Here is a 26556-nt window from a genome sequence, read left to right as displayed (position 1 = left end):
GCCTCCGGCTGGCGAAAGGGCGTCAAGGAAGGTGCGCCCTATATAGGAGGCATCCCGCGAGGGCAAACAGGCCTCAGGTGACTTTGCCGCGAACCGCGAATTTCGGATCGCGCCAGCGTTCTTCCCCGAGGATGGCGGCAAGGATGTCGATCGCGCGCCACACATCCTCGAACCCGAGATAGAGCGGCGTCAGGCCGAAGCGGATCACGTCGGGCGCGCGGAAATCGCCGATGACGCCTTCGGCGATCAGCGCCTGGCAGATTTCGAAGGCATTGGGGTGGGCGAAGGAGATGTGGCTGCCCCGGACTTCGGGCGCGCGCGGCGTGATGCAGACGAGATCCGGGCAGCGCTGCTCCATCAGCGCGTGGAAGATATCGAACAGCGCGTTGGACTTCGACCAGAGCCGCTCCACCGTCACGTCGTTGAAGGCGGAAAGGCCGCTTTCCAGCGCGATCAGGCTGAGGATCGGCGGGGTTCCGGCGAGGAAACGCGCGATGCCGGGGGCCGGTGCGTAATCGTCGGTGAAGGCGAAGGGCGCGGCGTGGCCCATCCAGCCGCGCAGGGGTGACAGGAGTTCCTCCTGCAGGCGCTCGGCGACATAGAGGAAGGCCGGCGCGCCGGGCCCTCCGTTCAGATATTTGTAGCCGCAGCCGACCGCCAGCTCCGCGCCCGTCGCGTTGAGCTGGACCGGCACCGCGCCGGCGCTGTGGCTCAGATCCCAGACGATCCGCGTGCCGGCGGTGCGGGCGCGGATGTTGAGCGCGGCCATGTCGTAGCGCTCGGCGGTCTTGTAGTGGACGTGGGTGAGCAGCGCGAGATTGGTCTCGGCGCCGATCCGGCTTTCGATCTTCTCGCGCGGCGCGATGTCGAGGCGAAGGCCGAGCAGGTCCGCGACGCCCGAGGCGATGTGGAGATCGGTGTGGAAATTGCCGCTTTCGGAGAGGAGCGTCGGGCGATCGGAGAGCCGCGCCGCGGCGACGAGCAGCTTGAAGAGATTGACCGAGGTGGAATCGGTGACGATCACCTCATTGGGCTTCGCACCGATCAGCGGCGCGATCTTCGCGCCGATCCGCAGCGGCGCATCGATCCAGCCGTGCCAGTTCCAGCTGCGGATCAGCGCCTCGCCCCATTCATGCTCCACCACCTCGCGCTGGCGCGGCGCGGTCGCCCTGGGCAGCGGGCCGAGCGAATTGCCGTCGAGATAGATCACGCCCTCGGGCAGATGGAAGCGATCGCGCATCGGCCGCAGCGGATCGGCGGCATCGGCGGCGCGCGCCTCGGCGAGGGTGAAGCTCATCGGCCGAGCGCCCTTTCGATTTCCCGGACCGCGGCCGACCAGGCGGCGGTATCCGGCGTGACCAGCTCGACATGGCCGGTTTCGGGGATCATCCGCACCGCCACGCTGTCGCCGGCCGCGCGCATCGGCCGCGCATAGCCTTCGGCATAGGCGGTCGGAATGATGCGGTCCACGGCGCCGTTGACCAGCACCTGCGGGACGCCGAGCGGAGCGAGCCGGGGCACCGACGTGTCGTCGAAATGGCCGGCGGTGAGCCGCGCGATCACCGCGTTGCCGCAGCCATTCTCGCTGCGCGCCGCCTCCTCGAGATCGGGCAGGCCGCCGAGGCTGACGACGGCGTGGATCGGCAGCGGATCGGCGGTGCGAAGCGGCGAGCCTTGCGGCAGGCGCGGCCGCGCCGCCAGCCAGAGCGCGAGATGGCCGCCCGCGCTGTGGCCGACCGCGACGAGGCGCGAGAGATCGAGATGGTGGCGCGCGGCCTGGTCGCGAAGCGCGTCCGCGGCCGCCGCGACATCGTGGAACGTCCCGGGATAGCCGCCGCCGGGCCGGTCGACGCCGCGATATTCGATATTCCATACGGCGATGCCGCGCGCCCTCAGATCGGCGGCGATCCAGTTCATGATCGTGCGCTCGGCGATATCGGTCTGCCAGCAGCCGCCATGAACCATCAGCACGGTCGGGTGCGGCCCGTCACCGGCGGGAAGCCAGAGATCGGCGATCTGGAGCGGATCAGGACCGTATGAAATGGTCGCATCGCTTGCCGGGCGTGGGCGCGCGAAGAGATCGGCCCAGACCATCATCCGGCCGGTATCCCCCCTTTGCGCGTCGCTGACCGTCTCGCCCACGAGCGGAGCGGCTAACGCGAGGGCGACGGCGGGGGCAAGCAGAAAGGTGAACGGGCGCATCCGGCCGTGACGTTACCGGATGCGCCCGATGACGCACAGACCCTTGAGGCCCTAATCCCGGCAGGCGGGGGCGCGATCCTGCCAGGGTGCGTCGAACTGGATGTGGCGAAGGGTGCGGAAGGCCCGTTCCGCCTCTGCGAGCAGGCGGCCAAGCGCGCCGGTCCGCTGCGTGACGTGCGAATTGGTGGACATGGCTTCGTCTCCATTCGATCGGTGATCAGGCGACCGAGCCGCCGATCAGGGTGAGCGACACGGTGAGCGCGGCAATCACGGACAGCAGCGTCGCCATGCGAGGGCGATCCGGCCTGGCGCCAGCGCGGCCCAGCGCGCCATCGGCCCAATCCGTGAAGGCCAGGTGATTGTCCGCCCAGATGCGGCCCGCGGTCTCGTCCAGTGTCATCGTCCATCTCCCATAAGCTGAATCGCGTTTTCGACGCCGCCGATATGCGTCATCCGATCTTCGACGGCCAACGAAAGGCTGGACGCAGTTGATAAGGAGTGCTTATGATCGCGGGATGCGTCGCCTGCCGCCCCTTGCCGCCGTCCGTGCCTTCGAGGCGGCGGCGCGGCACGAGAATTTCACGCAGGCCGCGGCCGAGCTCGGCATGACCCAGGCGGCGATCAGCTATCAGATCCGCCTGCTCGAGGAGCGGCTCGGCGTCCCCCTGTTCCGCCGCGAGCGAAGGCGGGTCGTCCTGACCGATGCGGGCCGGCGGCTGGCTGCGGTCGCCGGCCGCGCCTTCGACGCGCTCGACGGCGCCTTCGCGGCGATCCGCGCCGAGGACGAGGGGATGCTGACGATCACGACGTCCTATACCTTCGCCAACACCTGGTTCGCCTGGCGGCTCGGGGCGTTCCAGCTCGCCAACCCGGAAATGGCGGTTCGCCTTCTCACCGATGACAGCCTGGCCGATTTCGCCGGCGAGGAAGTGGATGTCGGGGTCCGCACGGGGCTTGGCGAATGGCCGGGCCTTGCCGCCGATCTCCTGTTCCGCGTCAATTTCACGCCCATGTGCAGCCCGGCCTTCCTCGCGGAGCATGGCGGCACGCTGCGGCCGGAACAGCTGCTTGAGCTCCCCCGCATCGGGCCGGACGATCCCTGGTGGGAGACCTGGCTCAAGGATGCCGGGGTCGCCGTCCCCGAACAGCAGGCGCCGCGCGGCATCCGGCTTGGATACCAGGCGCATGAGGGCGCGGCGGCGATGGCGGGGCAGGGGATCGCCATGCTGACCCCCTTCTTCTGGCGCAACGACCTTGCCGAAGGACGCCTCGTGCGCCCGTTCGCGCAGCTTTCGACGCGCGGCTGGGGCTATTGGCTCGTCTATGCCGAGCATCGCCGGCTGGTGCCGAAGATCAGGCGCTTCCGCGACTGGCTGCTCGCCGAAGTCGCGCGCGATCTTGCGGCGCTCGAGGCGTCCTAGGGTTAGCTTCCAGGGCGAGACATCCCCCTCGACAGCTGGAACCGGCTCTGCGTAATGGCAGTATGCGAAGCCCGGTTCTCGTCGCGGTCGCGGCCGCGCTGACGATGGCGATCCCCGCCGTCGCGAGAGCGGACGAAGCCCCCGTCCTGTTCGAACATGTCAACGTCGTCCCGATGGATCGGGACCGGATTCTCGAGGATCGATCGGTGCTCGTCGCCGGCGGCAGGATCGTCGCGATCGGCGGCACCGTGGCGGCGCCGCCCGGCGCGCGGATCGTCGATGGGCAGGGTGGCTACCTGATGCCCGGCCTCGCCGACATGCACGTCCATTCGGCAAACAGTCGTGACATGCAGGTCTTCCTCGCCAACGGCGTCACCACCGTCCTCAACATGGGCGGCGCATCGAGCGACTTCGTCGACCAGGTCGTGCCGGCGATCAACGCCGGGCGCCGGCCCGGGCCGCACATCTACCTCGCGCTACGGGTCGACAGCACGCCGGACTATGGCCAGCTGGTCGTGACGAGCCCCGCGCAGGCGCGGGCCGTTGTCGGGCTCGCACGGACGAACGGCTACGATTTCATCAAGGTCTACAACAATCTCGCCCCCGACGTGTTCGAGGCTTTCGTCGAGGAAGGCCGTCGCGAGGGCGTGCCGGTCGTCGGGCACGGGGTTACCCGCGTCGGGATCGAACGCCAGCTCGCGGCCGGCCAGCTGATGGTCGCGCATCTCGAGGAGTATCTCTACACCGTCTTCTTCCCGCCGGACGCGGACGTCGGCACCCGGGCGCCGGACGATTCGCAGATTGCCGCAGCCGTCGCCTTCACCCGCCGATCCGGCGCTTTCGTCACCGCGGACCTGGGGACGTATGCGACGATCGCTGGTCTTTGGGGCCATCCTGAAGCCACGGCCGGCTATCGTGGCGATCCGGACCTCGCCTATCTCGATCCCGCCATGCGGATCGCCTGGCGCCGAAGCGGTTACGAGGAAAGATCGGGCGATCTCGGCGCGCGCCTGCGTTTTCTCGGACGGTTCGCGCGGGCGCTCCTCGACGCCGGCGTGCCGCTGATCGCCGGGACCGACGCGCCGACGATCACCGGTGATTATCCCGGGTCCTCGCTCCGCACCGATCTTTATGCGCTCCATGATGCCGGCTTCAGCGCCTTCCAGGCGCTTTCGACCGCGACGCGGACGCCCGGGGTGTTCATCGCCCGTGCGAAGCCGGGTGCTGTCTGCTTCGGCGTCGTGGCCATCGGCTGCCGCGCCGATCTGCTCCTCCTGCGCGGCAATCCGCTCGCGGATCTTCACGCGCTGGAGGCGCGCGCCGGCGTGATGGTCGGCGGCGCCTGGCACAGCGAAGCGCAACTGGACGCGATGCTCGCGGCGGTGGCGCGGACCTATCGGGAGGCTTTCGAGGGCCCTCCGGCGGCTGCGCACGGCAATTGATCCGATCAGGAGAGGAGCCGCGCCAGCATCGTCGCGCCGATGGCGATGAACAGCGCGGCGGCGACGGCGTGGACCAGGCGGATCGGCACGCGCTTCAGGATCGCGTCGCCAAGCAGGACCGCCGGGACGTTGGCGATCATCATGCCGATCGTGGTGCCGGCGGCGACGGTCGCTACATCGTGGAACCGCGCGCCGAGCGCGATCGTCGCGACCTGCGTCTTGTCGCCCATTTCGACCAGGAAGAAGCAGACGAGGGTCGTGAGGAAGGCGCCGTGGCGCGCCGGCTTCGCCTGTTCATCGTCGATCTTGTCCGGAACGAGCGTCCAAAGGCCCATCGCGACGAAGCCGAGCGCGACGGCATATTGGAACCAGCGCCCGTTCAGAAGATTGGCCGCCTCCACCCCGACGAAGGCCGCGAGCGCGTGATTGGCGAGCGTCGCGGCAAGGATGCCGAGGATGATCGGCACCGGACGGCGGAAGCGCGCGGCAAGCAGGATGGCAAGCAGCTGCGTCTTGTCGCCCATCTCGGCGAGGGCGACGATCGCGGTGGAGGTAAGGAAGGCGTCCATCGGGCGAATGTCCAGGCCGGGCGGCGTGATCCAACGACGACGCACCCCCGCCCGGCAAGGCGGAGTGCGGCGTCATTGGTCTCGCCTCGACCGGTGTCCCGGTCGCTCCGCGCCACGGCCTCTCGACCGAGCATGTTGACGCGAAGCTCCGCGCATCGGCGCGGCGGCTACTCCCCAAGTGACCGCGATCCTCTAGGCACGGCGGCCGCCTGGAGCAAGCGGTGATCGCGCGCGGACGCGAAAGCTGTGGACGAGGGCGGCGTCAGGCTCGCATCGCCGAGTCCGCGCTGCTATCGGCGCATCCATGAGTGATGAATTCGATGCCGTGGTCGAACACCCGTTCGACGACGCCCTTTCCCAGCGCTACCTCGTCTATGCCCTGTCGACGATCACCGCGCGGTCGCTGCCGGACCTGCGCGACGGGCTGAAGCCGGTGCAGCGGCGGCTGCTGTGGGCGATGCGCCAGCTGAAGCTGGAGCCGGGATCGGGCTACAAGAAGAGCGCGAGCGTGGTCGGCGAGGTGATCGGCAAATATCACCCGCACGGCGATGCCTCGATCTACGATGCGATGGTGCGGCTCGCGCAGGATTTCTCGCTTCGCTATCCGCTCGTCGACGGGCAGGGCAATTTCGGCAATATCGACGGCGATAATGCCGCCGCCTTCCGCTACACCGAGGCGCGGCTGACGCCGGCGGCGGCCGATCTCATCGCCGGGCTCGACGAAGGCACGGTCGCCTTCCGCAAGACGTTCAGCGGCGAATATGAAGAGCCCGAGCTGATGCCGGGCCTGTTTCCCAACCTGCTCGCCAACGGCGCGAGCGGGATCGCCGTCGGCATGGCGACCGCGATCCCGCCGCACAATGCGGCCGAGCTGATCGACGCGGCGACGCATCTGATCGACGATCCACGGGCCGAGGATTCGGCGCTGCTCGCCTTCGTGAAGGGACCGGATTTCCCGACCGGCGGGATCGTCGTCGACAGCCCGGAGATCATCGCCCAGGCCTATGCGACCGGGCGCGGCGCGTTCCGGGTGCGGGCGAAATGGGCGATCGAGGACCAGGGGCGCGGCACCTGGAACATCGTCGTTTCCGAAATCCCCTATCAGGTGCCGAAATCGAAGCTGATCGAGCAGATCGCGGCGCTCATTTCCGAAAAGAAGCTGCCGATCCTCGCCGACGTGCGTGACGAATCCGACGCCGAGATCCGCATCGTGATCGAGCCGAGGAGCCGGACGGTCGAGCCGGCGCTGCTGATGGACAGCCTGTTCCGGCTGACCGATCTCGAGGTGCGCGCGTCGCTCAACCTCAACGTGCTCGACTCCAGCCGCACGCCGCGCGTGATGAGCCTCAAGGAAGTGCTGACCGACTGGGTGGCCTTCCAGATCGAGGTGCTGGTCAACCGCGCCCGCCACCGGATCGGCAAGATCGACGACCGGCTCGAGCTGGTGGAAGGCTATATCGTCGCCTTCCTCAATCTCGATCGGGTGATCGAGATCATCCGCACCGAGGACGAGCCGAAGCCGGTGATGATCGCCGAGTTCGCGCTGACCGACCGGCAGGCCGAGGCGATCCTCAACATGCGCCTGCGGTCCCTGCGCAGGCTGGAGGAGATGGAGCTTCGGCGCGAGCGCGACGCGCTGATAGCCGAGCGCGAGGAGCTCCAGACGCTGGTCGATTCCCCGGCGCGGCAGCGCACGCGGCTGAAGAAGGACCTCGCCGACCTTCGCAAGCGCTACGGACCCGACACCGCGCTCGGGCGGCGCCGCACCCTGATCGAGGAAGCCGCGCCGGCGCGCGAAATCCCGCTCGAGGCGATGATCGAGCGCGAGCCGATCACGGTGATCCTCTCGAAGCGCGGGTGGATCCGCGCGATGAAGGGCCATGTCGAGCTCACCAACGCGGAGGCGCTGAAGTTCAAGGAAGGGGACGGCCCCGCCTTCCTGTTCCACGCCCAGACGACCGACAAGCTGCTGCTCGCCGCCTCCGACGGGCGCTTCTACACGCTGGCCGGCGACAAGCTGCCGGGCGGGCGCGGCTTCGGCGAGCCGGTGAAGCTGATGGTCGATATCGAGGGGGAGGGGAATATCGTCGCGCTCTTCCCGGCGACACGGGCGGAAAAGCTGCTCCTCGCCTCGACCGACGGGCGCGGCTTCGTCACCGCCGCCGCGGGCGCGATCGCCGAGACCCGCAAGGGCAAGCAGGTGGTCAACCTGAAGCCAGGCCAGAGGCTCGCCGTCGTGCATCCGATCGGGCCGGGCGACGATTATGTCGCCGTGGTGGGCGAGAACCGCAAACTGGTCGTCTATCCGCTCGCCGACCTGCCGGAGATGGGGCGCGGCCAGGGCGTCCAGCTCCAGCGCTATCGCGACGGCGGCCTTTCCGACGCCACCACCTTCACGCTGGCCGACGGCCTGTCATGGGCGATGGGCGGTGAGAGCGGTCGCACCCGCACCGAGACCGAGATCGCGAACTGGCGCACAGCCCGCGGCGCCGCCGGCCGCGCCGCGCCGACCGGCTTTCCACGCGACAACCGCTTCTGAAGAAGACGAATCGACGCCGACCGCGCTTAAGCGGCCAAATCGGCCGCCGTTAATGGGAGCGTGCAACAACACGCTTCTCTCAATCCATCGTTAACCTTATTTGTCTAGCGCGGTCGAACATGCAGGCGGCGGTGAAAAAACAGTTGAAACCGGTTGCGATCAATGCGGCCGGGCAGGTCGCGACCCCGCCCGATCTGGTGCAGCGGGTAACCGCGGTCATCGAAGCCGTGCGCCAGGGATATCTCGACGCGCTGCCGATCGCAGCGGCGATCGTGACGCTCGACTCCGAGCCCTATATCGAATGCGCCAACGACCTGTTCCGCCTGATCGCGGAGTGGGACGAGCGCCTGGGCGAGCGTGCGATCAGCCGCGTGCCGATCCTCAATTCCGGACCGATCGGGGCGCGCCTCGTCACCTTCATGAATGGCGAGGAAGCGGCGCACCAGTTCGAGACGGCCGATGGCCGCAACGTCGCCGGCCGGCATTTCACGGTCCGCTTCGCCCGCCTGAAGACCGTTGAGGGCCAACCTTCGCGCTTCCTGCTTTCCCTCATCGACAAGACCGCGCAGGTCGAAACCGAGAAGAGCCTGCGCTCCGAGATGCTGCGCGACACGCTGACCGGCCTGCCCAATCGCTTCGCGTTCAACGAGCGGGTCGATGCGGTGCTCGCCGATCCCAATTTCCGTGAGGGCGCCTATGCGGTGCTCGCGGTCGACATGACGCGGTTCAGCCGGGTCAACGAATGTATGGGCGCGCTCGCCGGCGACGAATTGCTGATCACCTTCGCCCGCCGCCTCGTTTCGGCGCTGCGGCCCACCGACATGCTTGCGCGCACATCGGGCGACGAATTCGGCATCCTCCTGCGGCTCGATCGCGGCCTTTCGGACGCGATGCGCGCGGCCGAGCGGATCAAGGCGGTGCTCACCCTGCCGTTCCGCCTTTCCGATCTCGAGATCCGCGTCGATTGCGCGATCGGTTGCGCGATCCTGAACCAGGGCGTCTCCAGCGCCGACGAAGTGCTCCGCAACGCCCAGTTCGCGTTGAAGCGGGCCAAGCGCCAGGGCGTGACCGAAGTCTATGAGCCGATCGAGGCGCAGGCGGTACGGCGGCGCTTCAGCCTGGAGACGGAGCTCAGGGTCGCGATCGAATCGGAGGCGCTGAAGCTCGCCTTCCAGCCGCTCGTCGCGCTCGACACCGGCAAGGTCGCCGGATTCGAGGCGCTCGCCCGCTGGGAGCATGACGGCCACCAGATCCCACCGTCCGATTTCATCCCGGTCGCCGAAGAATCGGGCCTGATCGTCCAGCTCGGCCGCTGGGCGCTGTCCACTGCGATGCAGACGCTGGCGGATTGGGACGCGCGTGCCGGCCGCGCGTTGCCGCTCGGCGTCAGCGTGAACCTCTCGCCGATCCAGATCAGCCGCGACGATGTCACCGCGCTCGTTTCCGGCGCGCTCGGCGCGACCGGCGTTTCCGGCAACCGGCTGACGCTCGAAGTCACCGAAAGCGCGATCATCCACGATCCCGATCGGGTCGCCGCCGTGCTCAACGCGATGAAGCGGTTCAACGTCCGCATCGCGATGGACGATTTCGGCACCGGCTTCACGTCGCTCGCCTCGCTTCAGAAGCTGCCGATCGACGTGCTCAAGATCGACCAGGCGTTCGTCTCCGACATGCTTGCCAATGGCGATTCGACCGCGATCGTGCGCGCGGTGCTCAGCCTCGCCCGCGCGCTCGGCATGGAAACGACCGCGGAAGGCATCGATTCGGACGATCTTGCCGAGATGCTGACCGAGCTCGGGTGCACCTACGGCCAAGGCTATCATTATGCCGAGCCGCTCGCCGCCGATCAGGCCTTCGCCTATTTCATGGCGCGCAACGCCTGATCCACCTCGGTTTGCGCGAGCGCGCGGGCGGCTTCCTCTCCGGGAAAGCCGGCGCGGGCCCAGGCACGCTCGATCGACTTGAGCGTCCGGGCAACGATCGGGCCCTGCGGCAGCCCCATGGCGATGAGATCGCCGCCGCCGACCGGCAGCTGCGGCCGCGACCAGCCCTCCAGCGCGGCGACGAACGGATCGGTCCGGCCCTGAAGGAGCAGGCGGTCGATCGCCTCCGCGCTGCCGATTTCATAGGCCAGCAGCTCCGGCGAATCGAGATCGGCCGACGCCGCCGATACCAGTCGCCGCGTCTGGACCTTCGACAGCCGGAGGCGGGCGGCGACCGATGCGGCGACCTGCGGATCGGGGGGGAGCAGGGCGGCGAGGCGGCGGATCGCGGCCGGCGCGATTCGCGCCGCGCGCTCGCTCTCGATCAGGGCGACGAGGCGATCGGCCTCCGCAATCTCCGGAAGGACCGGCTTCAGGATGCCGTGCGCGATCATCAGCGCGACCGTCGGTGCCGGATCGGCGAGGCCGAGGAGCTTCAGCAGCTCGTCCGCGATCCGCTCTCGCGACAGGGCCATGAGATCGTTGGCGCGGGCGGTGCAGGCGGCAAGCCCGGCCGCATCGGGATCGCCGCGGCCGAATCGGGCATGGAAACGGAAGAAGCGAAGGATGCGCAGGTGATCCTCGGCGATGCGGGTGAGGGGGTCGCCGATGAAGCGCACGCGGCGCGCTTCGAGATCGTCGAGCCCGCCGAAATAGTCGAATATCTCGCCGCTCGTCGGATCGGCGGACAGCGCGTTGATCGTGAAGTCGCGCCGGGCGGCGTCCTCGCGCCAGTCCCCGGTATAGGCGATGGTGGCGCGGCGGCCGTCGGTCGCGACGTCCCGGCGCAGCGTCGTGACCTCGACCGGGCGGCCGGCAAGGACGGCGGTGACGGTGCCATGGGCAAGGCCGGTCGGGATCGCCCTGATGGCGCCCGCCTCCAGCCGGCGCATCACCTCCTCGGGCGCGAGCCGGGTGGCGAGATCGATGTCGCTGACGTCCACCGCCAGCAGCGTGTCGCGGACGCTGCCGCCGACGAAACGGGTCTCCCCCGATCCGGCACCGAGAAGGTCGAGCAGCCGATCGAGACCGGGCCGGTGGCGCCAGGGGGCGTCGGGAAGGATCATGCGAAGACCAGCCGGCGGCTGAGGTTGACGATCATCGCCGCGGTCGCGCCCCAGATACGCTGCCCCTCCCAGTCGATCTCGTAATAGGTGCGCTCGCGGCCGCGGAACATCGCCGTGCGGATCTGCTGGCGCTTGGGATCGAGCAGATAGTGAAGCGGCGCCTCGAACATCGCGGCGACCTCGCCCGGATGGGCGGCAAGCGGCAGATCCGGCGGCAGCACGCCGACCACGGGAGTCACCTCGAAGCCGGTGATGGTGACGTAGCGATCGGCGATGCCGACGACGTTCACCTCATAAGGGGGCAGGCCGATTTCCTCTTCGGCCTCGCGCAGCGCCGCCGCCACCGGGCCGCCATCCTCCGGCTCGATCCGGCCGCCGGGGAAGCTGATCTGGCCGGCATGTTTGCGAAGGGTCTCGGGCCGGAGCGTCAGGATCACGGTCGGCTCCGGGCGCTCGACGATCGGCACCAGCACGGCGGCGGGCGTGCCCTCGCTGGTCTCGACAGCATCGCCGGCGAGCAGCTCGGGCGTCCGGGCATGGCCGCGTTCCAACGCGTCGCGCAAGGTGACGGCGAGGCTCATGCGTCGCCTTCGAGCGCGAAGAAGGCGCCGTCGCTCCAGACGCCGGGCGGGGCCGAATCGCCGGCCAGCGCGATCTCGGCCAGCTCGTAATAGACCGGTCGCGCGATCAGCGCCTCCAGCCCCGCACGGACCGCGAGATAGGGGCGCGAGCCGAGCCGCAGCGGATGGTCGCGCCCGGCGACCACCATGTCGCCCGTGTTGAGCCGGAAGGCGAGGGTGCGATCGCGCCCTTCGCCATCGCTCTTCATCTCGACGGCGAGAAAGGCGGCGTCCTCGACATCGATGGTGAGCTTCTCCACTGGAGTGACGAGCACGTGGCTGCCGTCCGGCTCGCGCCGCAGGATGGTGGAGAACAAACGGACCATGGCGGGGCGACGGATCGGTCGGCCCTCGTGAAACCAGGTGCCGTCGCGCGCGATCCGCATCCCGCTATGCCCGCAATGCGCCGGATTCCACTGCGCGACCGGCGGCAGCCTGCGCGCCTCGGCGAGCCGCGCGATCTCGGCAAGGTCGAGTCCGGCAAGGTCGTCGGGAGGCGGCGCGGTCTCGGGCATGGACGGGCATCTAGACCGGCCACTGGCCTTGTGCAAAGCGCCGGGCTAAGCGCGCCCCATGACAGCGGAGTTCGAAGGCCCGCGCACGGCGATCGTGACCGGCGGCGCGAAGAGGATCGGCGCCGAGATCGCGCGCGCGCTCGCCGCCGACGGGTGGCACGTCCTGATCCACCATAATCGCTCGACGGACGCGGCGGCGGCCCTCGCGGACGAGATCGGCGGATCGACGGTGCGGGCCGAGCTTGCCGATCCCGGCGCGGCGGAGGCGATCATCGCGGCGCTCGACGGGCTGCCGCCGGCGCGGCTGCTGGTCAACAACGCCTCGCGCTTCGTGCTCGATTCGGCATCGGACTTCACGGTGGCCGGCTGGGACGCGCATCTCGATATCAACCTGCGCGCGCCGGCCCTGCTGTCGCAGGCCTTCGCGGCGCGGGCGGGGCAGGGGCTGATCGTCAACCTGCTCGACGCCAAGCTCGCTTCGCCCAACCCGGATTTCTTCACCTACACGGTTTCGAAAATGGGGCTCGCCGGGCTCACCGAGCTCACCGCCCGCGCGTTCGCGCCGGCGATCCGCGTGTGCGGGATCGCGCCCTCGGTGACGATGGTGTCGGGGCCGCAGAGCCGTGACAATTTCGAGGCCGTCCACGCGCTCAACGCGCTCGGCCGCGGCGTCGACGTCAGCGAGATCGTCGCCGCGCTCCGATTCCTCATCGCGACCCCCACCATCACCGGCCAGACGATCGTGCTGGACGGCGGCCAGCGCTTCCTCGCGCTGCCCCGCGACGTGCAATTCCTGGAGGCCAAATGACCGACCTTGCCATAGACGGCCTCATCCCGGCGGCGCTTCGCCCCAGAACGCGCAAGATCGTGCTCGAGGATTATGAGCTGATGCTCGACATCGGCTTCCACGATTTCGAGGTGGGGCGGCCGCAGCGGCTGGTCGTGACCGTCGAGGTCTGGCTCGACGAGCGCGCCGTTTCCGACAGCGACGATGCCGCCGAGGCCTGGGACTATGATTTCCTGCGGACCGGGATCGCGGAGCTGGTCGCCGGACGGCGCTTCAACCTGCAGGAGACGCTGGCGCGCGAAATCTACGACCTGGTCGCCGCGCGGCAGGGCGTCACCGCGCTTCGAGTCGCCACGCGCAAGCCCGACATCTATCCCGATTGCGCCGGAGTCGGCGTCGAGATCGCGTCCTTCTAGCCTAGCGCCGCGCGCGCATCCGCGCGCAGGGGCCGAGGCCCTGGATGATGACGCGATAATCGGCCCGAATCGCATCGGCCTCGTCGGGTTGCGCCTCGCTCAGGCTCTGCGGCGGCAGCTGGGCGGGAAGCGTGCAAGCGAGGCGGTACCAAAGCAGGGTCCGTGGCGCCGGCGGCGCGGCCGCATCGTCGACGATCTCGGAAAGCGCGACCGCCCAGCGCGGCTGCTCGCCGGGCCGCCGCAGAATGTTGAGCGAGATCGGCCGATCGTCCGCGGTCTGGAGGAAAATCTGGGTCTCGCCCTCGCCGGGAAGCGATCCGGCGACGTGGAAGGCGCGGCCGATGCCGGTGATTCGGGGCGGTGCATCCGGCGCGCTCGCCTCGCGCAGGATCGCGCGCAGCTGTTCGGCGGTGGCCGGATCGTAGGGGAGCAGGGAATCGGGAGCGACCAGGCGAAGCTCGCCGGGGCGGCCCGGAGTCGGCGCCGCGAGCAGCAGATATTCCGCGCGCCGGGCGATTCGTGGCGGTCGGCCCCGCGCATCGTTGGGAAGATCGGCGAGCCAGGTGACCTCGACCGGCATCTCCCCGGGGCCCCGAATCAGCGTCATGACGTCAGCGGTGAACAGGAATCTCCGCTTGTCGGGCGGCACGTCGGGCGCTTCGCGACGGGACAGCGCGCTTGCCCGGGAGACCCTGACATGGGCCGCGATCGGCGCGGCGAGCGCAAGATCGGCGAGGTCCGCATAGCCCATCGTCGCTTCGGCTGGCGCTGAAGAGCCTTGGGGAAGCTGTTGAGAATCAAGTGGTTGCGCAAGCGCGAAGGCGAGCGCGGCGGCGACGGCGAGGCGATGCGTGCGCATGGAAGAAAGCTCTACCTGCCCGAATCTGAACGGTCCATAGCTGCATGGAATCCTTGACTCAAAAACGAATCAGGGGAGGATTGCGTCAGCGGAATCGTCACGATAGAGACACCGACCGCAGCCATGGACTGTTGCATGGATGCATCGAAATTCGGCCTCGTCGCGCCTTCGTCGGCGGGTTCCGTGACAAAATGAGAGGGAGCGCGGCTGATTAATGTCGTACGTTGACAATCAGGGCATGTCCCGCGGCCGTCTGTCCGCGATCGTGGGCGTTGCGATCCTGCATGCATTGCTCGGCTACGCGCTGGTCACCGGCCTTGCCTACAGCGTTGCTAAGAAGGCGATGGAGGACCTGAAGACCTTCGACGTCACCGAGCCGCCGCCGCCGCCGGAAGAGCAGCCGCCGCCCCCGCCGCAGCAGCCGCAGCAGGTGCAGCCGCCGCCCGTCGTGGCGCCGCCGCCGCTGGTCCGGGTCAACACGCCGGCCCCGCCGATCCAGACCGTCCAGGTCGCGCCGCCACCGGTGATCACGCCGACCGCGCCGCCGGCTCCGCCAGCGCCGCCGGCTCCGCCGCCTCCGCGGGTCGTCCAGCCGGCCCGGGCCCGGGCCAATCTGACCTCCTATTTCTCGGATGACGATTATCCGCCGAGCGCGATCCGCAACGAGGAGCAGGGCACGACGCGGTTCAGGCTGACGGTCGGCCCCGACGGCCGCGTCGCGAATTGCGAGGTCACGGGATCGAGCGGCTCGACCACTCTCGACTCGGCGACCTGCCGGATCCTCCGCAGTCGCGCCCGGTTCACGCCGGCGCACGACAGCAACGACAATCCCACGAGCGACACGGTCAGCAGCAGTGTCCGGTGGGTGCTTCCGGCTCAGTGATACAAAGACAACCCGTTATTTTTGTCAGAAGGAATTGAAAATGGCAGCACCAGCAGCTCCGGGCGGCGCGACTCCCCACCCGAATGCCGATTTCGGATTTGTTCAGGCCCTCCAGCAGGGCGGCATCATCGCGTGGGCGACCGTCATCATCCTCGCCGTCATGTCGTTCGGATCTTGGTACATCTTCTTCACCAAGCTGATCGACCAGAACAAGATCATCAAGGAAGGCCGCCGCGCGCGCACGTCCTTCTGGCAGTCGGCCAACCTGCGGGAAGGCGCGAACAAGCTCGACAAGAACGGCGCCTATCGCCAGATCGTCGACGACGGCCTTCTCGCCCAGGAACAGCATTCCAAGCTGACCGACCCGGTCGATCAGCATGACTGGATGCTCGGCAGCCTGAGCCGCACCCAGGGCGCGATCACCGCGAAGCTCGGCACCGGCCTCGCCTTCCTCGCCACCGTCGGTTCGACCGCGCCGTTCGTCGGTCTGTTCGGCACCGTCATCGGCATCTACCGCGCGCTCATCAAGATCGGCGCGGCCGGCCAGGCCTCGATCGACGCCGTCGCCGGCCCGGTCGGTGAGGCGCTGGTGATGACCGCGCTCGGTCTCGCCGTCGCCGTTCCGGCCGTCATGCAGTACAACTGGCTGATGCGCCGCAACAAGGCGATCGTCGAGGAGCTCGGCCGCTTCTCCAACGATCTCCACGGCTACATGATGTCGGGTGGCGCGGTTCGTCCGGCAGTTCCCGCGGCCCGTACCGCGGCCGCCCCGGCGTCCCGCCCGGCCGCTGCCGGCACGGCCGCCGGCGCGACCACCGCACCGAAGAAGGCCTAAGGCCAATCCGGCGGCGGGGCCTCACCGCAGGTCCCGCCGTCCGTTGCCGCCGCTCAAGACGGCGGAAAGTTCAGGATAGGAACGCGAATCATGGCAATGCAGGTCGGCGAATCCGGGGACGGTGAAGAAACACCGATGTCCGACATCAACACGACGCCGCTCGTGGACGTCATGCTGGTGCTGCTGATCATCTTCCTCATCACCGTTCCCGTGGTGCTGCAGACGGTTCCCTTGACGCTGCCCAAGGTCGAGTTCGTGGCGAACCAGAACAAGCCCGAGGACGTGAACCTCTCGGTGCGCGCGGTGGACGGGCGATGCGAAGTTTATTGGGGCCTCCACCCGGAGACCGCTGACAGCCTCCTCCAGCGCGCGACCGACACGCTGGCGGCCTATGTCCGCTCGGTCGGCGGGGCAGGGAACATCAACGAGGAAAATATCCCCGAGGTCCATATTCGCGGCGACATCAATACGCCGTACCGCTGCGTCGGCGGCGCGATCTCCGTCATGCAGCGCGCGGGCTATCCGCGGATCGGGTTCATCTCCGAGCCGCCGCCGCACGGCTCGCTGTAACGGTCCGAATCAGGAGCAATCAGAATGAGTGCAGCTACCCTCAATCCTGAATCGGCCGATCCGATGATGGACATCAACACGACGCCGCTCATCGACGTCATGCTGGTGCTCCTCATCATGTTCATCATCACCATCCCGGTGCAGACGCACGCGGTGAAGCTCGATCTGCCGCAGAACACGCCGAGCAATCCGCCGCCGATCGAGCCGGTCCGCAACAAGATCGTGATCATGCCGAACGACGCCGTCCTGTGGAACGGCAACCCGGTGAACCTGGTGCAGCTGCGCCAGTATCTCGACATCACGACGACGATGACCCCGGTGCCGGAGCTTCACCTCCAGCCCGATCCGCAGGCCCGCTACGAGACGGTGGACGAGGTGCTCGCCGTCGCCAAGCGCGCCAACGTGACGGCGATGGGCTTCGTCGGCAACGAGGCCTACGCCCACGAATTCTGAGGCGCCGTTTTATCATGCAAACAAAAGGGCGGTGCCTCGGCGCCGCCCTTTTTCTTTGGAGATTTCCTTGAAGGAGGCGTTTCGATCCACCATCGCCGTCTCACTCAGGTTTTCGAAACGATTTTCATGAGAGAAGAAGGCATGCGGTGGATCGCCCTTCTTCTTGCGGCGGCTCTGGCCGAAACGGCGTCGTCGGCTACGCCTCCGCCGCCAATTCCTCCGCAGCCGGAGAATCTAGCCTTCGCGGTCGCGATGCTGGAGGAGCATCCGTTCGTGAATCTCGAGCTTGCAACCTATGCAGACTGGCATGCGCGGGAGCTAACCAACAACATGCTGCACAACGTAGGAATCCGGCCCGGCAGCCGCCGGTGGTCCAGGCATCACGATATTCTGCAAGGATATTTGCGCGCCGACCTGATGCAGCGCAGCGTTACGAACCAGCGGCGATTCATCGAATGCGTGGCAATGCCCTATGCCTATTTGAGCATGGAGCAGTTGACGCGGATTCGCGATTTCCTCCGGACCGACGCCGGCCTTCGATTGTGGAACATAATGCGGGTGCAGCAGAGCGACGCGCTGCGGTTAGATTGTGCCAGGCGCGCTCTAGGGAATATCGACGCACTTATGGAAGCCGGTTGGCGAGCGATCGGGGTCACACCGCCGGTCGTCCCACAAGCTCCTTTAGTGCCCTAGAGCGTGGCGCTTCCCGGGTGATCGCAGGAGGCTCAAGCCGCCAGCCCCTCGAACTGGAGCCGCGCCAATCTCGCATAGAGCCCCCCCTTCTTCGCGTTGAGCTGGTCGTGCGTGCCTTCCTCGACGATCCGGCCGTGATCCATGACGACGATCCGGTCGGCGGCGCGGACGGTGGCGAGGCGGTGGGCGATGACCATCGTCGTGCGGCTTTCGAACAGGCGCTCAAGCGAGGCCTGGATCAGCCGCTCGCTCTCGGTATCGAGCGCCGAGGTCGCCTCGTCGAGCAGCAGTAAAGGCGCATCGCGGAGCAGCGCGCGGGCGATGGCGATGCGCTGGCGCTGGCCACCGGACAGGCGGGCGCCGCCCTCTCCCAGATAGGTGTCGAGCCCCTGCGGCAGCTTGTGCAGGAACTCGGCGGCGTTGGCGGCCTCGGCGGCGGCCCACAGCGCCTCGTCGCTCGCGTCCCAGCGGCCGTAGCGCAGATTGTCGCGCGCAGAGGCGGCGAAGATCACCGTCTCCTGCGGCACATAGGCGATGCGCGCGCGCACCACCGCCGGATCGGCCTCGCGAAGATCGACGCCGTCCATGCGGACCGCGCCGCCGCTCGGATCGTAGAAGCGCTGGGCGAGGTTGAAGAGGGTGGACTTGCCCGCCCCCGACGGCCCGACCACGGCGAGCAGCTCGCCCGGCTTCACCGCGAGGCTGAAATCGTCGAGCGCGCTGACCTCGGGCCGGGTCGGGTAGCGGAAGGTGACCGACTCGAACGCAAGCGCGCCATGCGCCGGCTCCGGCAGCGCGACCGGCGCCGCGGGAGCGCGGATCTGCGGCTCTTCGGCGAGCAGCTCGCCGAGCCGGCCGGCGGCGCCGGCGGCACGCAGCAGATCGCCATAGACTTCGGTCAAGGCGCCGAGGGCGCCGGCGACGAGCGCGCCCGTGGTGATGAAGGCGGCGACCGTGCCGCCGCTGATCGTCCCGTCCGACACGCCGAAGGCGGCCTGGCGCATCAGCAGGGTGATGCCGCCGAACAGCATCGCGATCACGATGCAGGTGAGCAGGGCGCGAACGAGGATGCGGCGCCGCGCGGTCTCATAAGCCGTCTCGACGGCGTCGCGGAATCGCCGGCTCTCGCGCGATTCCTGGCCGAACGCCTGGACGATCTTCATTGCGCCCAGCGTCTCGGCGACGATCGAGCCGAGATCGGCGATCCGATCCTGGCTCGCCCGAGACAGGTTGCGCACCCGGCGCCCGAGAAGGACGATCGGGACGACGACAACCGGCAGGCCGACGAGCAAGGCGAGCGTCATCTCCGGAGCGAGAGTCAGCAGGTAGATCGTGCCGCCGACGCCGACCACGATGTTGCGAAGCGCGATCGAGACCGTCGATCCGACCACGGTCTCGATCACCGACGTATCGGCGGTGATGCGCGAGGCGATTTCCGATGGCCGGTTTTCCTCGAAGAAGCGCGGCTCCAGCCGGAGCATATTGTCCTGCACGTCGCTGCGCACGTCGGAGACGACGCGCTGGCCCAGGATGGAGACGAAATAGAAACGGCACGCGGTCGCGACCGCGAGCACCGCGACGATCATGAAGAGATAGTTGAAAGTGTGGGCGAGATCGAGCCCGCCGCCCTGGGCGCCGAAGCCGCGATCGATCACGCGCCGCAGGCCGTCCGGTATGGCGAGGGTCGCGAGCGCGGCGACCAGCAGCGACAGCCCGGCGGCAACCAGGATGCCCGGATAATCGAGCATCCTGCGCCAGACCATGCGGAGGTTGCCGATCTTGCGGAGCGGCGCGGGTTCGGGACGCGGTGCAGCCATCGAAATCGCCTAGCAGCGCGGCCCCTTGCCCTCAATGGCGGCACGGAGCCGATTGTGCGCATGCAGCATTTTTAATGGACCTGCAGGGGATCGACGCCCATAGAACGTTCACCGGGGAGAGAATGTGCATGCTTTACGACGCCTATGAGGTCCAGCGCTCGCTGCTCGCCAGCGCGAGCACGCTCGCCAATATCGGCGCCGGCTGGATGCAGAACCCGGTCAATCCGTTCGCTTATTCGCCGATGGGGCCGATCGCAGCCTCCGCGCTCGACGTCTTCGCCCATGCGGCGGCACCGCGCGGCAAGCCCGATTTCGGGATCGCGACCACGATCGTCGAGGGCCGCGAGGTCGCGGTCCGCGAGGAGATCGCGCTGCGCAAGCCATTCGGCCAGCTCAAGCATTTCCGCCGCGAGGGCGTGGACGGCGGGCCGAAGCTGCTGATCGTCGCGCCGATGTCGGGCCATTATGCGACCTTGCTTCGCGGCACGGTCGAGCGGATGCTGCCGCGCCACGACGTCTACATCACCGACTGGCGCGACGCGAAGCTGGTGCCGATCGACGAAGGCAGCTTCGATCTCGACGATTATGTCGATTATCTGGTCGCCTTCCTTGAGCATATCGGGCCGGGCGCGCATGTGCTCGCGGTCTGCCAGCCGGCGGTGCCGGCCTTTGCCGCGGCCTGCCTGATGAACGCGGACGCCCATCCGTGCCGGCCGAAGACGCTGACCATGATGGGCGGGCCGATCGACACCCGCAAGGCGCCGACCGAGGTCAACACCGTCGCGACCCAGCGCCCCTTCGCCTGGTTCGAGCGCAACGTGATCATGCGCGTGCCCTATTTCTATCCGGGCGCCGGGCGGAAGGTCTATCCGGGCTTCCTGCAGCTCACCGGCTTCATGGCGATGAATTTCGGCAATCACCTGGTCAGCCACTGGGAGATGTTCCGCCACCTCGTCGATGGTGACGAGGAGAGCGCCGATGCGACCAAGGATTTCTACGACGAATATCGATCGGTCTGCGACATGACGGCCGAATTCTATCTCCAGACGATCGATGTCGTGTTCCAGCGCCACCTGCTGCCCAGGGGCAAGATGACCCATCGCGGTCGCCGGGTGGATCCCGCCGCGCTCAAGGACACGGCGCTCCTCGCGATCGAGGGCGAGCGCGACGACATTTCCGGCATCGGCCAGACGAAGGCCGCGCTCACGCTCGCACGGTCGTTGCCGGCGGGGATGAAGCAATATCACCTCGCCGAGCGGGTGGGCCATTACGGCATCTTCAACGGCGGCCGCTGGCGCACCGCGATCGCGCCCGTGGTCGAGCAGTGGATCGCAAGATTCGACTGACCCTGCTCAGTCCATCACCGCATGTCCGCCGCCGCCCTGGCGGCCCTTGCGGAGCAGCAGCAGCAGCGGCATCGCGAACAGGCTGATGATCATCATCAGCTTGAAATCGTCGATATAGGCGATCATCAGCGCCTGCCTGTTGACTTCGGCATCGACCATCGCGACCGCCGTGTCCGTGACGCCGGGCGCGGCGTTGACGACATTCTGCAGGAATTGCGGGATCGAATAAGGCGTGATGTGGGCCGCGAGGTCCGAATGGCTGATCTGGACATTCTGCGCGAGCAGCACCGTCACCACCGAAATCCCGATCGAGCCGCCGACATTGCGCGAAAGATTGAGCAGCGCCGACCCGGTCGTGCGGTAACGCGGATCGAGCGTGCCGAACGCGATCGTGTTCAGGGGCACGAAGATGAAGCCGAGCGCGAAGCCCTGGATGACACCGCTGACGATGATCGGCCGTGAATCCATCTCCAGGCTGAAGCCCGACATCTGCCAAAGCGAAAGCGCCATCAGGCCGATGCCGCCGAGAATGATGAGCCGCGGATCGATCTTACCCACGACACGGCCGACGATCATCATGGACACCAAGGTGCCGACGCCGCGGGGCGCGGTGAGGAACCCCGATTGCAGCACCGAATAGCCGAACAGGCTCTGCAGCAGGGGCGGCAGCAGCGCGAGGCCGGCGAGCAGCATCACGCCCGTCACGCCCATGAAGACCAGGCTGGCCGCGAAATTGCGATCCTTGAACATGATCGGATCGAAGATCGGGGTTCGGCTCGTCGCCATGTGGACGATGAACATCCAGGTGCAGCCGATCGCGACTCCGAGCTCGATCATCGTCTCCCAGCTCGCGAACCAGTCATTCTGCTCGCCGCGGTCGAGCATGAGCTGGAGGCCGGCGAGCGCGAAGGCGATGAGGAGGAATCCGAAAATGTCGAACGGCCGCTTCACCCGCTGCGTATCGGGCAGGCCGCGGAGCATCAGCAGCGCCGCGACGATGCCGACCGGCAGGTTGATGAGGAACACCCAGCGCCAGTTGTAGCTGTCGGTCAGCCAGCCGCCGATCACCGGGCCGAGGATCGGGCCGATCATCACCCCCATGCCGAAGATCGCCATCGCGCGGCCATGCTTTTCGGGCGGGTTGATGTCGAACATCGTGGATTGGGCGAGCGGCACCAGGAAGGCGCCGGCGACCCCCTGGAAGGCGCGGAAGACGACGATTTCAGTGAGCGAGGTGGCGATCGCGCACAGCAGCGACGCCACGGTGAAGGCGAGGACCGACCAGATGAAGAGCGGCTTGCGCCCGACCCGGTCCGACAGCCAGCCGGTGATCGGGATCGCGATCGCGGAGGCGACGATATAGGAGGTCAGCACCCAGCTGATCGTGTCGCGGGTAGCCCCCAGGCTCGCCTGCATGTGGGGCAGGGCGACATTGGCGATCGTCGTGTCGAGGACCTGCATCAGCATGCCCGCGATCACGCCGACCGTGACGAGCAGCTTCTGGGTCGGATCCAGATCGTAACTGTGGTGGGCGGGCCCCGCCATGGGTCAGCGGCCGGCCGGCTGCGGCTGGGATCTCGGCGTGGGCGGTGGCGGGGCCTGGCCGACGACCGTCCCCGGCGGCGGCGCCGCGGGCTGCGGACCGCCGCGATAGGGCTGGCCGATCTGCTGCTGCTGCACCGGCATGATCGGGTGCGCGGGCGGCCGCTCCCTGGTGTCGACGGAAACATCGGCGGAGAGGCCAGCGATCAGCGGCCGCTGGGGATTGCCGTCGATATAGATGCGGACCGGCACGCGCTGCGTGACTTTCACCCAGTTGCCGGTCGCGTTCTGCGGCGGAAGGATCGAGAATTGCGATCCGGTGCCGGCGCCGATGCTCCAGACATGGCCGCGGAACCGCTCGCCCGGATAGGCGTCCAGCGTCACCTCGGCGGGCTGGCCGACATACATGTTGGTGAGATCGGTTTCCTTGAAATTGGCCTCGACATAGGTCGTGCCGCCGCGGACGATCGTGACCATCGGCACGCCGGAAACGGCGGTCGCGCCGACCTGGAGCCGATCGACCTGGGTCGCGACGCCATCGGACGGCGCGCGGACTTCGGTGCGTGCGAGGTTGAGCAGCGCCTGATCGCGCGCCGCGCGCGCCTGCAGGACCGCCGGCTGCTTGTCGGTGCCGCCATTGGCGAGGGCCGACTGGGCGTTCGCCTGCGCGGCGCGCGCATTGGCCAGGCGCTCGCGCGCTTCCTCGACGTCATGGAGCTTGTCGCTATAGGCGGCGCGCGTCGTGAAGCCGCGGCGCAGCAGCTCCGCATAACGCTCGAACTCGCGCTGGGCATAAGCGAGATTGTTCTCGGCGCCCGCAATGTCGGCGACGGTGCCGGCGGTCTGGGTACGCAGCTGGGCCACCTGGACCTGCGCGCTCGCCATCTGCGCCTCCGCCTGCTCGAGCGCGATCCGGAACGGGCGCTGGTCGAGCCGGAAGAGGAGATCGCCGCGATGAACCGGCTGGTTTTCGTGGACGAACACCTCAGCGACGATGCCGGTCACTTCCGGCGCGACCGAGACCATGTCCTGCTGGACATAGGCATTGTCGGTCGAAACGTAGCGCCCCGAGGTCAGCCAGAAATAACCGCCCACCGCGAGCAGCAGGATCGGCACAGACAGCATGATGACGAGCCGCCAGGGGCTGCGACGGCGCCGGGGCTCCGCCGCGACCTCCTCGGTCAGGATGGTCTCGGTCGGCAGTTTCGGATCGGCTTCACTCATGATGCTTGCTCAAGTCCCTGTTCGAATCTGCCGAGCTTCTCGCGGATCGCGGCTAGAACGCGCCTGGCGACGTCCCGGTCCGCTGCCGGGATCCCGGTCAGAATGTCGGCATTGAAGGCAGTGCTAACGGCGTCGAGCTCGGCAACGATCGGCGTCGCCTTGTCGGTCAGATGGATGCGCCAGGCCCGTCGGTCCGCTTCATCGCGCCGCCGCTCCACCAGCCCCGCTTCCTCGAGGCGATCGATCATCCGGCACAGGGAGATCGGCTCGACGTCGAGCGCGTCGGCCAGCTCGATCTGGCGCAAATTCCCGCCCGTATGGGCAAGCCATTTCAGCACGCGCCACTGCGCGCGCGTCGCGCCGAGGAAGGCGACGCGCCGGTTGGCCTCGCGCCGGATCAGGCGCGCGGTATCGGAGATTTCGAACGCGAAGTTTTCCATGCCGCGCTGCAACATAGTAAGCATGCTTATTATATGCAAGGGCGCAAACTTCACCGCCCCGGCATTTTTGCGTGCGCGATGGTCAGGCCGGGTGGGTGATCCCTTCGAGCAGGCCTTCGAACAGACGGCGGCCGGCCTCGCTGCCATGCGCCGGTTCCACCGCCCGTTCGGGGTGAGGCATCATGCCTAGGACATTGCCCGCCTCGTTGAGGATGCCGGCAATGCCGCGCGCCGATCCGTTGACGTCGGCCGCATAGCGAAAGGCGACGCGGCCCTCGCCTTCGAGCCGGTCGAGCGTCGCCGTGTCCGCCTGGAAATTGCCGTCATGGTGGGCGACCGGGACGGAGATCGTCTCCCCGGCGGCGTAGCGCGACGTGAAGGCGGACTGGCTGTTTTCGACGCTGATCGCGACATCGCGGCCGACGAAGGCGATGCCGGCATTGCGCATCAGGGCGCCGGGAAGAAGGCGCGCTTCCGTGAGCACCTGAAACCCGTTGCACACGCCGAGCACGAAGACGCCGCGATCGGCCGCCTCCTTCACCGCGCGCATCACCGGCGATTGCGCGGCCATCGCGCCCGAGCGCAGATAATCGCCGTAGGAAAAGCCGCCGGGGATCGCGATGAGATCGAGCCCGGCGGGGAGGTCGCTCTCGCGGTGCCAGACCATCGTCGGCGCCTCGCCGGTCACGAGCCGCAGCGCCTCGGCCATGTCGCGGTCGCAATTGGAGCCGGGAAAGACGACGACCGCGCTTTTCACGCCGCCGTCTCCGGCCGCACGATGCGGAAATTCTCGATCACCGTATTGGCGAGGAGCTTGCGGCACATGTCCTCGACCGTCTCGTCGGCCACGTCGTCGGCGAGGTCGAGCTCGATCAGCTTGCCGGCGCGCACATCATTGACGCCGGCGAAGCCCAGCCCTTCGAGGGCATGGTGAATCGCCTTGCCCTGGGGATCGAGCACTCCGTTCTTCAGCGTGACGAAGACCTGGATTTTCATGTGGGCTGGCTCCGGCGGCGTCGGTTGGCGGTCCTATGACGCGAGCGGGCGCGGCGCACAAGCACTGGTCAGCGCGCGGTGGCCATCCTATCTTCGTTCGATGAGCGAAGCGGCCGATATCTCACTTTCCCCCAATGCGGCGGCGCGGGTCGCGGCGATCGCGGCGCGCCAGGGCAAGCCGGCGATTCTCCGCCTCTCGGTCGACGGCGGCGGTTGCGCCGGTTTCCAGTATCGATTCGGCCTTGCCGACGCGGTCGACGCGGACGATGTCACCGCCGAACGGGACGGGGTGGTGCTGGCGGTCGATCCGGTCTCGCTCGATCTGGTGCGCGGCTCGACCGTCGATTTCGTCGAAAGCCTCGGCGGGGCGGCCTTCCAGGTCGCCAATCCCAACGCCCAGTCGGGCTGCGGCTGCGGAACGAGCTTCTCCGTCTAGCCGCGCGCCGCGCGCAGGATCGACTCGCGCTCTTCGGGCGTGAGATCGAGCCGCGACAGCCCTTCGTCGAGCAGCAACGGCCAGTCCTTCTCCGCCAGCAGCGCAAGGGCCCATTGCCGTCCCTCCGCGTCCCCCGCCGGCGGCGTGACGAGCAGGGGCCCGCCGCTTGCGAAGGTCGCGGCGCCGTCGGGCCCGCCGCCCGGGCGCGGGAAGAAGAGCTGGAGCCGGTTGGTGCGCGGGTCGCGGGTCGCGCGCAGGATCGGGACGATGCCGGGCCTCGGCGCCGCGGCGGCCTTCCTGAGCTTCCCGTCCCCCGTCGCGAACCAGACGAGCAAGGCGACGAGCGGCAGGACGGTGAAGAGGACGAGCGGAACGGCGAGGTTCATGAAGGGATCGCCGCGATCGACGTCGGCCTTGGTCATCACCCGCGCCGGATCCTGCGGATCGTAGAGCACCGGCGGCGCGAAGACGAGCGGCGCCGCGCCGGGCAGGTAGACCTTGGCCGAGCGTTCGGTGTCATCCTCCCGGGTGCGGTAGCGGATGTCGAGATTGCAGCCGCGCGGGGTGTTGCCGCTGATGCTGCGGCGAGAATAGCAATTGCCCTGGGCATCGATCACCTCTGCGGGGACGCCGCGCGCCCTCAGGTCGGCGCGCAGCGCGCGGCTATGGAGGGTCGAGGCGGCGAACCAGATCAGAGGCACTAAGAGCAGGAGGGCGCCGATCAGCAGCACGAGGCGCCGTCGCGCTCTCGCCGGATCGCGGACGAGCGCGATCGGCCGCCTGGGAAATGCGTGCAATACGGGATGATCGTTCATGGCCCGGGCCCCCTCGGCGTGAACGTGGGGAGCTTATCGCTTGCCGCTGCATTGGGCAATGTTTCGGCCCTTTGGCGCAACGCCGGG

At 68.0% G+C, this 26556-nt stretch carries 29 protein-coding genes and 1 riboswitch; of the genes, 13 read left to right on the top strand and 16 right to left on the bottom strand.

Annotated features, from left to right (window positions below):
- Positions 1-73: 73 nt before the first annotated feature.
- From kynU to FRZ32_RS02725, 4 genes are all read right to left on the bottom strand, one after another.
- Positions 74-1297: a kynureninase gene (gene kynU / locus FRZ32_RS02735; protein WP_147042058.1), complete on the bottom strand. Its 1224-nt coding sequence runs from the start codon at positions 1295-1297 to the stop codon at positions 74-76.
- Positions 1294-2142, bottom strand: coding sequence for an alpha/beta hydrolase family protein (locus tag FRZ32_RS02730; RefSeq protein WP_243445172.1), 849 nt, complete (start codon positions 2140-2142; stop codon positions 1294-1296). The genes kynU and FRZ32_RS02730 overlap by 4 nt, the downstream gene beginning before the upstream one ends.
- Positions 2143-2253: 111 nt before the next feature.
- On the bottom strand, positions 2254-2394 hold the full coding sequence (locus tag FRZ32_RS15165) for a hypothetical protein (RefSeq protein WP_158635810.1): 141 nt from the start codon (positions 2392-2394) through the stop codon (positions 2254-2256).
- 25 nt (positions 2395-2419) lie between these two features.
- Positions 2420-2602: a hypothetical protein gene (locus tag FRZ32_RS02725; protein ID WP_147042056.1), complete on the bottom strand. Its 183-nt coding sequence runs from the start codon at positions 2600-2602 to the stop codon at positions 2420-2422.
- 115 nt (positions 2603-2717) lie between these two features.
- On the opposite strand from FRZ32_RS02725, the gene FRZ32_RS02720 reads away from it, so the two are divergent.
- Positions 2718-3623 carry a LysR substrate-binding domain-containing protein gene (locus FRZ32_RS02720; protein WP_147042055.1) on the top strand — a complete coding sequence of 302 codons (906 nt, stop codon included), beginning with the start codon at positions 2718-2720 and terminating at the stop codon, positions 3621-3623.
- Positions 3624-3685: 62 nt separating this feature from the next.
- Positions 3686-5065 (top strand): amidohydrolase family protein, encoded by a 1380-nt coding sequence (locus tag FRZ32_RS02715; RefSeq protein WP_147042054.1) that lies wholly within the window; start codon positions 3686-3688, stop codon positions 5063-5065.
- Positions 5066-5070: 5 nt separating this feature from the next.
- On the opposite strand, the gene FRZ32_RS02710 is transcribed toward FRZ32_RS02715, so the two are convergent.
- A complete protein-coding gene (locus FRZ32_RS02710) occupies positions 5071-5634 on the bottom strand; it encodes a TMEM165/GDT1 family protein (RefSeq protein WP_147042053.1) in 564 nt (187 codons plus the stop codon).
- Between the two features lie 87 nt (positions 5635-5721).
- A riboswitch (yybP-ykoY riboswitch) is annotated at positions 5722-5823 on the bottom strand.
- 115 nt (positions 5824-5938) lie between these two features.
- Between FRZ32_RS02710 and parC the strand changes: the two genes are divergently transcribed.
- The gene (gene parC, locus FRZ32_RS02705) at positions 5939-8173 is read left to right on the top strand and encodes a DNA topoisomerase IV subunit A (protein ID WP_147042052.1); all 2235 of its coding nucleotides are present in this window, start codon (positions 5939-5941) and stop codon (positions 8171-8173) included.
- A 131-nt stretch (positions 8174-8304) separates the two neighbouring features.
- Positions 8305-10056: a putative bifunctional diguanylate cyclase/phosphodiesterase gene (locus tag FRZ32_RS02700; protein ID WP_243445171.1), complete on the top strand. Its 1752-nt coding sequence runs from the start codon at positions 8305-8307 to the stop codon at positions 10054-10056.
- Here FRZ32_RS02700 and FRZ32_RS02695 read toward each other — a convergent pair.
- Genes FRZ32_RS02695 through FRZ32_RS02685 form a run of 3 tightly spaced genes read right to left on the bottom strand, consistent with a single transcriptional unit; the run spans position 10032 to position 12357 of the window.
- Positions 10032-11222 (bottom strand): CCA tRNA nucleotidyltransferase, encoded by a 1191-nt coding sequence (locus FRZ32_RS02695; RefSeq protein ID WP_147042050.1) that lies wholly within the window; start codon positions 11220-11222, stop codon positions 10032-10034. The genes FRZ32_RS02700 and FRZ32_RS02695 overlap by 25 nt on opposite strands.
- The gene (locus FRZ32_RS02690; RefSeq protein WP_147042049.1) at positions 11219-11803 is read right to left on the bottom strand and encodes a CoA pyrophosphatase; all 585 of its coding nucleotides are present in this window, start codon (positions 11801-11803) and stop codon (positions 11219-11221) included. The genes FRZ32_RS02695 and FRZ32_RS02690 overlap by 4 nt, the downstream gene beginning before the upstream one ends.
- Complete coding sequence (locus FRZ32_RS02685) at positions 11800-12357, bottom strand: DUF1285 domain-containing protein (RefSeq protein ID WP_147042048.1); 558 nt, start codon at positions 12355-12357, stop codon at positions 11800-11802. Before FRZ32_RS02685 ends, FRZ32_RS02690 begins: the two co-directional genes overlap by 4 nt.
- A gap of 58 nt (positions 12358-12415) precedes the next feature.
- Between FRZ32_RS02685 and FRZ32_RS02680 the strand changes: the two genes are divergently transcribed.
- Together FRZ32_RS02680 and FRZ32_RS02675 are read left to right on the top strand one after the other, a co-directional pair.
- Entirely contained in the window at positions 12416-13165 is a 750-nt protein-coding gene (locus FRZ32_RS02680; RefSeq protein ID WP_147042047.1) for an SDR family oxidoreductase, read from the top strand.
- On the top strand, positions 13162-13560 hold the full coding sequence (locus FRZ32_RS02675; protein WP_147042046.1) for a dihydroneopterin aldolase: 399 nt from the start codon (positions 13162-13164) through the stop codon (positions 13558-13560). The genes FRZ32_RS02680 and FRZ32_RS02675 overlap by 4 nt, the downstream gene beginning before the upstream one ends.
- Before the next feature lies 1 nt (position 13561).
- Here FRZ32_RS02675 and FRZ32_RS02670 read toward each other — a convergent pair whose 3' ends face one another.
- Positions 13562-14419, bottom strand: coding sequence for a hypothetical protein (locus FRZ32_RS02670; RefSeq protein ID WP_243445170.1), 858 nt, complete (start codon positions 14417-14419; stop codon positions 13562-13564).
- Positions 14420-14633: 214 nt separating this feature from the next.
- On the opposite strand from FRZ32_RS02670, the gene FRZ32_RS02665 reads away from it, so the two are divergent.
- The 5 genes from FRZ32_RS02665 to FRZ32_RS02645 all read left to right on the top strand — a co-directional run bounded on the left by FRZ32_RS02665 (position 14634) and on the right by FRZ32_RS02645 (position 17853).
- Entirely contained in the window at positions 14634-15302 is a 669-nt protein-coding gene (locus FRZ32_RS02665) for an energy transducer TonB (protein WP_147042045.1), read from the top strand.
- A 40-nt stretch (positions 15303-15342) separates the two neighbouring features.
- The gene (locus FRZ32_RS02660; protein ID WP_147042044.1) at positions 15343-16137 is read left to right on the top strand and encodes a MotA/TolQ/ExbB proton channel family protein; all 795 of its coding nucleotides are present in this window, start codon (positions 15343-15345) and stop codon (positions 16135-16137) included.
- A 90-nt stretch (positions 16138-16227) separates the two neighbouring features.
- Positions 16228-16707 carry an ExbD/TolR family protein gene (locus FRZ32_RS02655; RefSeq protein WP_147042043.1) on the top strand — a complete coding sequence of 160 codons (480 nt, stop codon included), beginning with the start codon at positions 16228-16230 and terminating at the stop codon, positions 16705-16707.
- Between the two features lie 24 nt (positions 16708-16731).
- Positions 16732-17160, top strand: coding sequence for an ExbD/TolR family protein (locus FRZ32_RS02650; RefSeq protein WP_147042042.1), 429 nt, complete (start codon positions 16732-16734; stop codon positions 17158-17160).
- Positions 17161-17301: 141 nt separating this feature from the next.
- Positions 17302-17853 carry a hypothetical protein gene (locus FRZ32_RS02645; RefSeq protein WP_147042041.1) on the top strand — a complete coding sequence of 184 codons (552 nt, stop codon included), beginning with the start codon at positions 17302-17304 and terminating at the stop codon, positions 17851-17853.
- Between the two features lie 32 nt (positions 17854-17885).
- Here the strand turns inward: FRZ32_RS02645 and FRZ32_RS02640 are convergent, their stop codons facing one another.
- Complete coding sequence (locus FRZ32_RS02640) at positions 17886-19670, bottom strand: ABC transporter transmembrane domain-containing protein (RefSeq protein ID WP_147042040.1); 1785 nt, start codon at positions 19668-19670, stop codon at positions 17886-17888.
- Between the two features lie 128 nt (positions 19671-19798).
- Between FRZ32_RS02640 and FRZ32_RS02635 the strand changes: the two genes are divergently transcribed.
- Positions 19799-21016 carry a polyhydroxyalkanoate depolymerase gene (locus tag FRZ32_RS02635; RefSeq protein ID WP_147042039.1) on the top strand — a complete coding sequence of 406 codons (1218 nt, stop codon included), beginning with the start codon at positions 19799-19801 and terminating at the stop codon, positions 21014-21016.
- 6 nt (positions 21017-21022) lie between these two features.
- Here FRZ32_RS02635 and FRZ32_RS02630 read toward each other — a convergent pair whose 3' ends face one another.
- The 5 genes from FRZ32_RS02630 to purS are packed head-to-tail and all read right to left on the bottom strand — an operon-like array spanning position 21023 to position 25218.
- Positions 21023-22561, bottom strand: coding sequence for a DHA2 family efflux MFS transporter permease subunit (locus FRZ32_RS02630; protein WP_147042038.1), 1539 nt, complete (start codon positions 22559-22561; stop codon positions 21023-21025).
- A 3-nt stretch (positions 22562-22564) separates the two neighbouring features.
- Positions 22565-23782: an HlyD family secretion protein gene (locus FRZ32_RS02625; RefSeq protein ID WP_147042037.1), complete on the bottom strand. Its 1218-nt coding sequence runs from the start codon at positions 23780-23782 to the stop codon at positions 22565-22567.
- On the bottom strand, positions 23779-24246 hold the full coding sequence (locus FRZ32_RS02620; protein ID WP_158635809.1) for a MarR family winged helix-turn-helix transcriptional regulator: 468 nt from the start codon (positions 24244-24246) through the stop codon (positions 23779-23781). The genes FRZ32_RS02625 and FRZ32_RS02620 overlap by 4 nt, the downstream gene beginning before the upstream one ends.
- 58 nt (positions 24247-24304) lie before the next feature.
- Positions 24305-24979 (bottom strand): phosphoribosylformylglycinamidine synthase subunit PurQ, encoded by a 675-nt coding sequence (purQ, locus tag FRZ32_RS02615; protein ID WP_147042035.1) that lies wholly within the window; start codon positions 24977-24979, stop codon positions 24305-24307.
- Positions 24976-25218, bottom strand: coding sequence for a phosphoribosylformylglycinamidine synthase subunit PurS (gene purS, locus FRZ32_RS02610; protein ID WP_147042034.1), 243 nt, complete (start codon positions 25216-25218; stop codon positions 24976-24978). The genes purQ and purS overlap by 4 nt, the downstream gene beginning before the upstream one ends.
- A 100-nt stretch (positions 25219-25318) precedes the next feature.
- Here purS and FRZ32_RS02605 point away from each other — a divergent pair, with 100 nt between their 5' ends.
- The gene (locus FRZ32_RS02605; protein WP_147042033.1) at positions 25319-25654 is read left to right on the top strand and encodes a HesB/IscA family protein; all 336 of its coding nucleotides are present in this window, start codon (positions 25319-25321) and stop codon (positions 25652-25654) included.
- Here the strand turns inward: FRZ32_RS02605 and FRZ32_RS02600 are convergent.
- A complete protein-coding gene (locus tag FRZ32_RS02600; RefSeq protein ID WP_147042032.1) occupies positions 25651-26469 on the bottom strand; it encodes a DUF3592 domain-containing protein in 819 nt (272 codons plus the stop codon). The two genes, FRZ32_RS02605 and FRZ32_RS02600, sit on opposite strands and share 4 nt — an antisense overlap.
- Between the last annotated feature and the right edge of the window lie 87 nt (positions 26470-26556).

It is taken from the genome of Sphingosinicella ginsenosidimutans (assembly GCF_007995055.1).
Classification (GTDB): domain Bacteria; phylum Pseudomonadota; class Alphaproteobacteria; order Sphingomonadales; family Sphingomonadaceae; genus Allosphingosinicella; species Allosphingosinicella ginsenosidimutans.
Note: the sequence above shows the minus strand (reverse complement) of the source record. Positions and strands in the feature narration are given on the sequence as shown.

Excerpts from the sequence above, each read along its gene's own strand:
- kynU (WP_147042058.1), bottom strand. The coding sequence starts at position 1,297 with ATGAGCTTCACCCTCGCCGAGGCGCGCGCCGCCGATGCCGCCGATCCG.
- FRZ32_RS15165 (WP_158635810.1), bottom strand. The coding sequence starts at position 2,394 with ATGTCCACCAATTCGCACGTCACGCAGCGGACCGGCGCGCTTGGCCGC.
- FRZ32_RS02725 (WP_147042056.1), bottom strand. The coding sequence starts at position 2,602 with ATGACACTGGACGAGACCGCGGGCCGCATCTGGGCGGACAATCACCTG.
- FRZ32_RS02720 (WP_147042055.1), top strand. The coding sequence starts at position 2,718 with ATGCGTCGCCTGCCGCCCCTTGCCGCCGTCCGTGCCTTCGAGGCGGCG.
- FRZ32_RS02715 (WP_147042054.1), top strand. The coding sequence starts at position 3,686 with ATGCGAAGCCCGGTTCTCGTCGCGGTCGCGGCCGCGCTGACGATGGCG.
- FRZ32_RS02710 (WP_147042053.1), bottom strand. The coding sequence starts at position 5,634 with ATGGACGCCTTCCTTACCTCCACCGCGATCGTCGCCCTCGCCGAGATG.
- parC (WP_147042052.1), top strand. The coding sequence starts at position 5,939 with ATGAGTGATGAATTCGATGCCGTGGTCGAACACCCGTTCGACGACGCC.
- FRZ32_RS02695 (WP_147042050.1), bottom strand. The coding sequence starts at position 11,222 with ATGATCCTTCCCGACGCCCCCTGGCGCCACCGGCCCGGTCTCGATCGG.
- FRZ32_RS02690 (WP_147042049.1), bottom strand. The coding sequence starts at position 11,803 with ATGAGCCTCGCCGTCACCTTGCGCGACGCGTTGGAACGCGGCCATGCC.
- FRZ32_RS02685 (WP_147042048.1), bottom strand. The coding sequence starts at position 12,357 with ATGCCCGAGACCGCGCCGCCTCCCGACGACCTTGCCGGACTCGACCTT.
- FRZ32_RS02680 (WP_147042047.1), top strand. The coding sequence starts at position 12,416 with ATGACAGCGGAGTTCGAAGGCCCGCGCACGGCGATCGTGACCGGCGGC.
- FRZ32_RS02675 (WP_147042046.1), top strand. The coding sequence starts at position 13,162 with ATGACCGACCTTGCCATAGACGGCCTCATCCCGGCGGCGCTTCGCCCC.
- FRZ32_RS02670 (WP_243445170.1), bottom strand. The coding sequence starts at position 14,419 with ATGCGCACGCATCGCCTCGCCGTCGCCGCCGCGCTCGCCTTCGCGCTT.
- FRZ32_RS02665 (WP_147042045.1), top strand. The coding sequence starts at position 14,634 with ATGTCGTACGTTGACAATCAGGGCATGTCCCGCGGCCGTCTGTCCGCG.
- FRZ32_RS02660 (WP_147042044.1), top strand. The coding sequence starts at position 15,343 with ATGGCAGCACCAGCAGCTCCGGGCGGCGCGACTCCCCACCCGAATGCC.
- FRZ32_RS02655 (WP_147042043.1), top strand. The coding sequence starts at position 16,228 with ATGGCAATGCAGGTCGGCGAATCCGGGGACGGTGAAGAAACACCGATG.
- FRZ32_RS02650 (WP_147042042.1), top strand. The coding sequence starts at position 16,732 with ATGAGTGCAGCTACCCTCAATCCTGAATCGGCCGATCCGATGATGGAC.
- FRZ32_RS02645 (WP_147042041.1), top strand. The coding sequence starts at position 17,302 with ATGCGGTGGATCGCCCTTCTTCTTGCGGCGGCTCTGGCCGAAACGGCG.
- FRZ32_RS02640 (WP_147042040.1), bottom strand. The coding sequence starts at position 19,670 with ATGGCTGCACCGCGTCCCGAACCCGCGCCGCTCCGCAAGATCGGCAAC.
- FRZ32_RS02635 (WP_147042039.1), top strand. The coding sequence starts at position 19,799 with ATGCTTTACGACGCCTATGAGGTCCAGCGCTCGCTGCTCGCCAGCGCG.
- FRZ32_RS02630 (WP_147042038.1), bottom strand. The coding sequence starts at position 22,561 with ATGGCGGGGCCCGCCCACCACAGTTACGATCTGGATCCGACCCAGAAG.
- FRZ32_RS02625 (WP_147042037.1), bottom strand. The coding sequence starts at position 23,782 with ATGAGTGAAGCCGATCCGAAACTGCCGACCGAGACCATCCTGACCGAG.
- FRZ32_RS02620 (WP_158635809.1), bottom strand. The coding sequence starts at position 24,246 with ATGCTTACTATGTTGCAGCGCGGCATGGAAAACTTCGCGTTCGAAATC.
- purS (WP_147042034.1), bottom strand. The coding sequence starts at position 25,218 with ATGAAAATCCAGGTCTTCGTCACGCTGAAGAACGGAGTGCTCGATCCC.
- FRZ32_RS02605 (WP_147042033.1), top strand. The coding sequence starts at position 25,319 with ATGAGCGAAGCGGCCGATATCTCACTTTCCCCCAATGCGGCGGCGCGG.
- FRZ32_RS02600 (WP_147042032.1), bottom strand. The coding sequence starts at position 26,469 with ATGAACGATCATCCCGTATTGCACGCATTTCCCAGGCGGCCGATCGCG.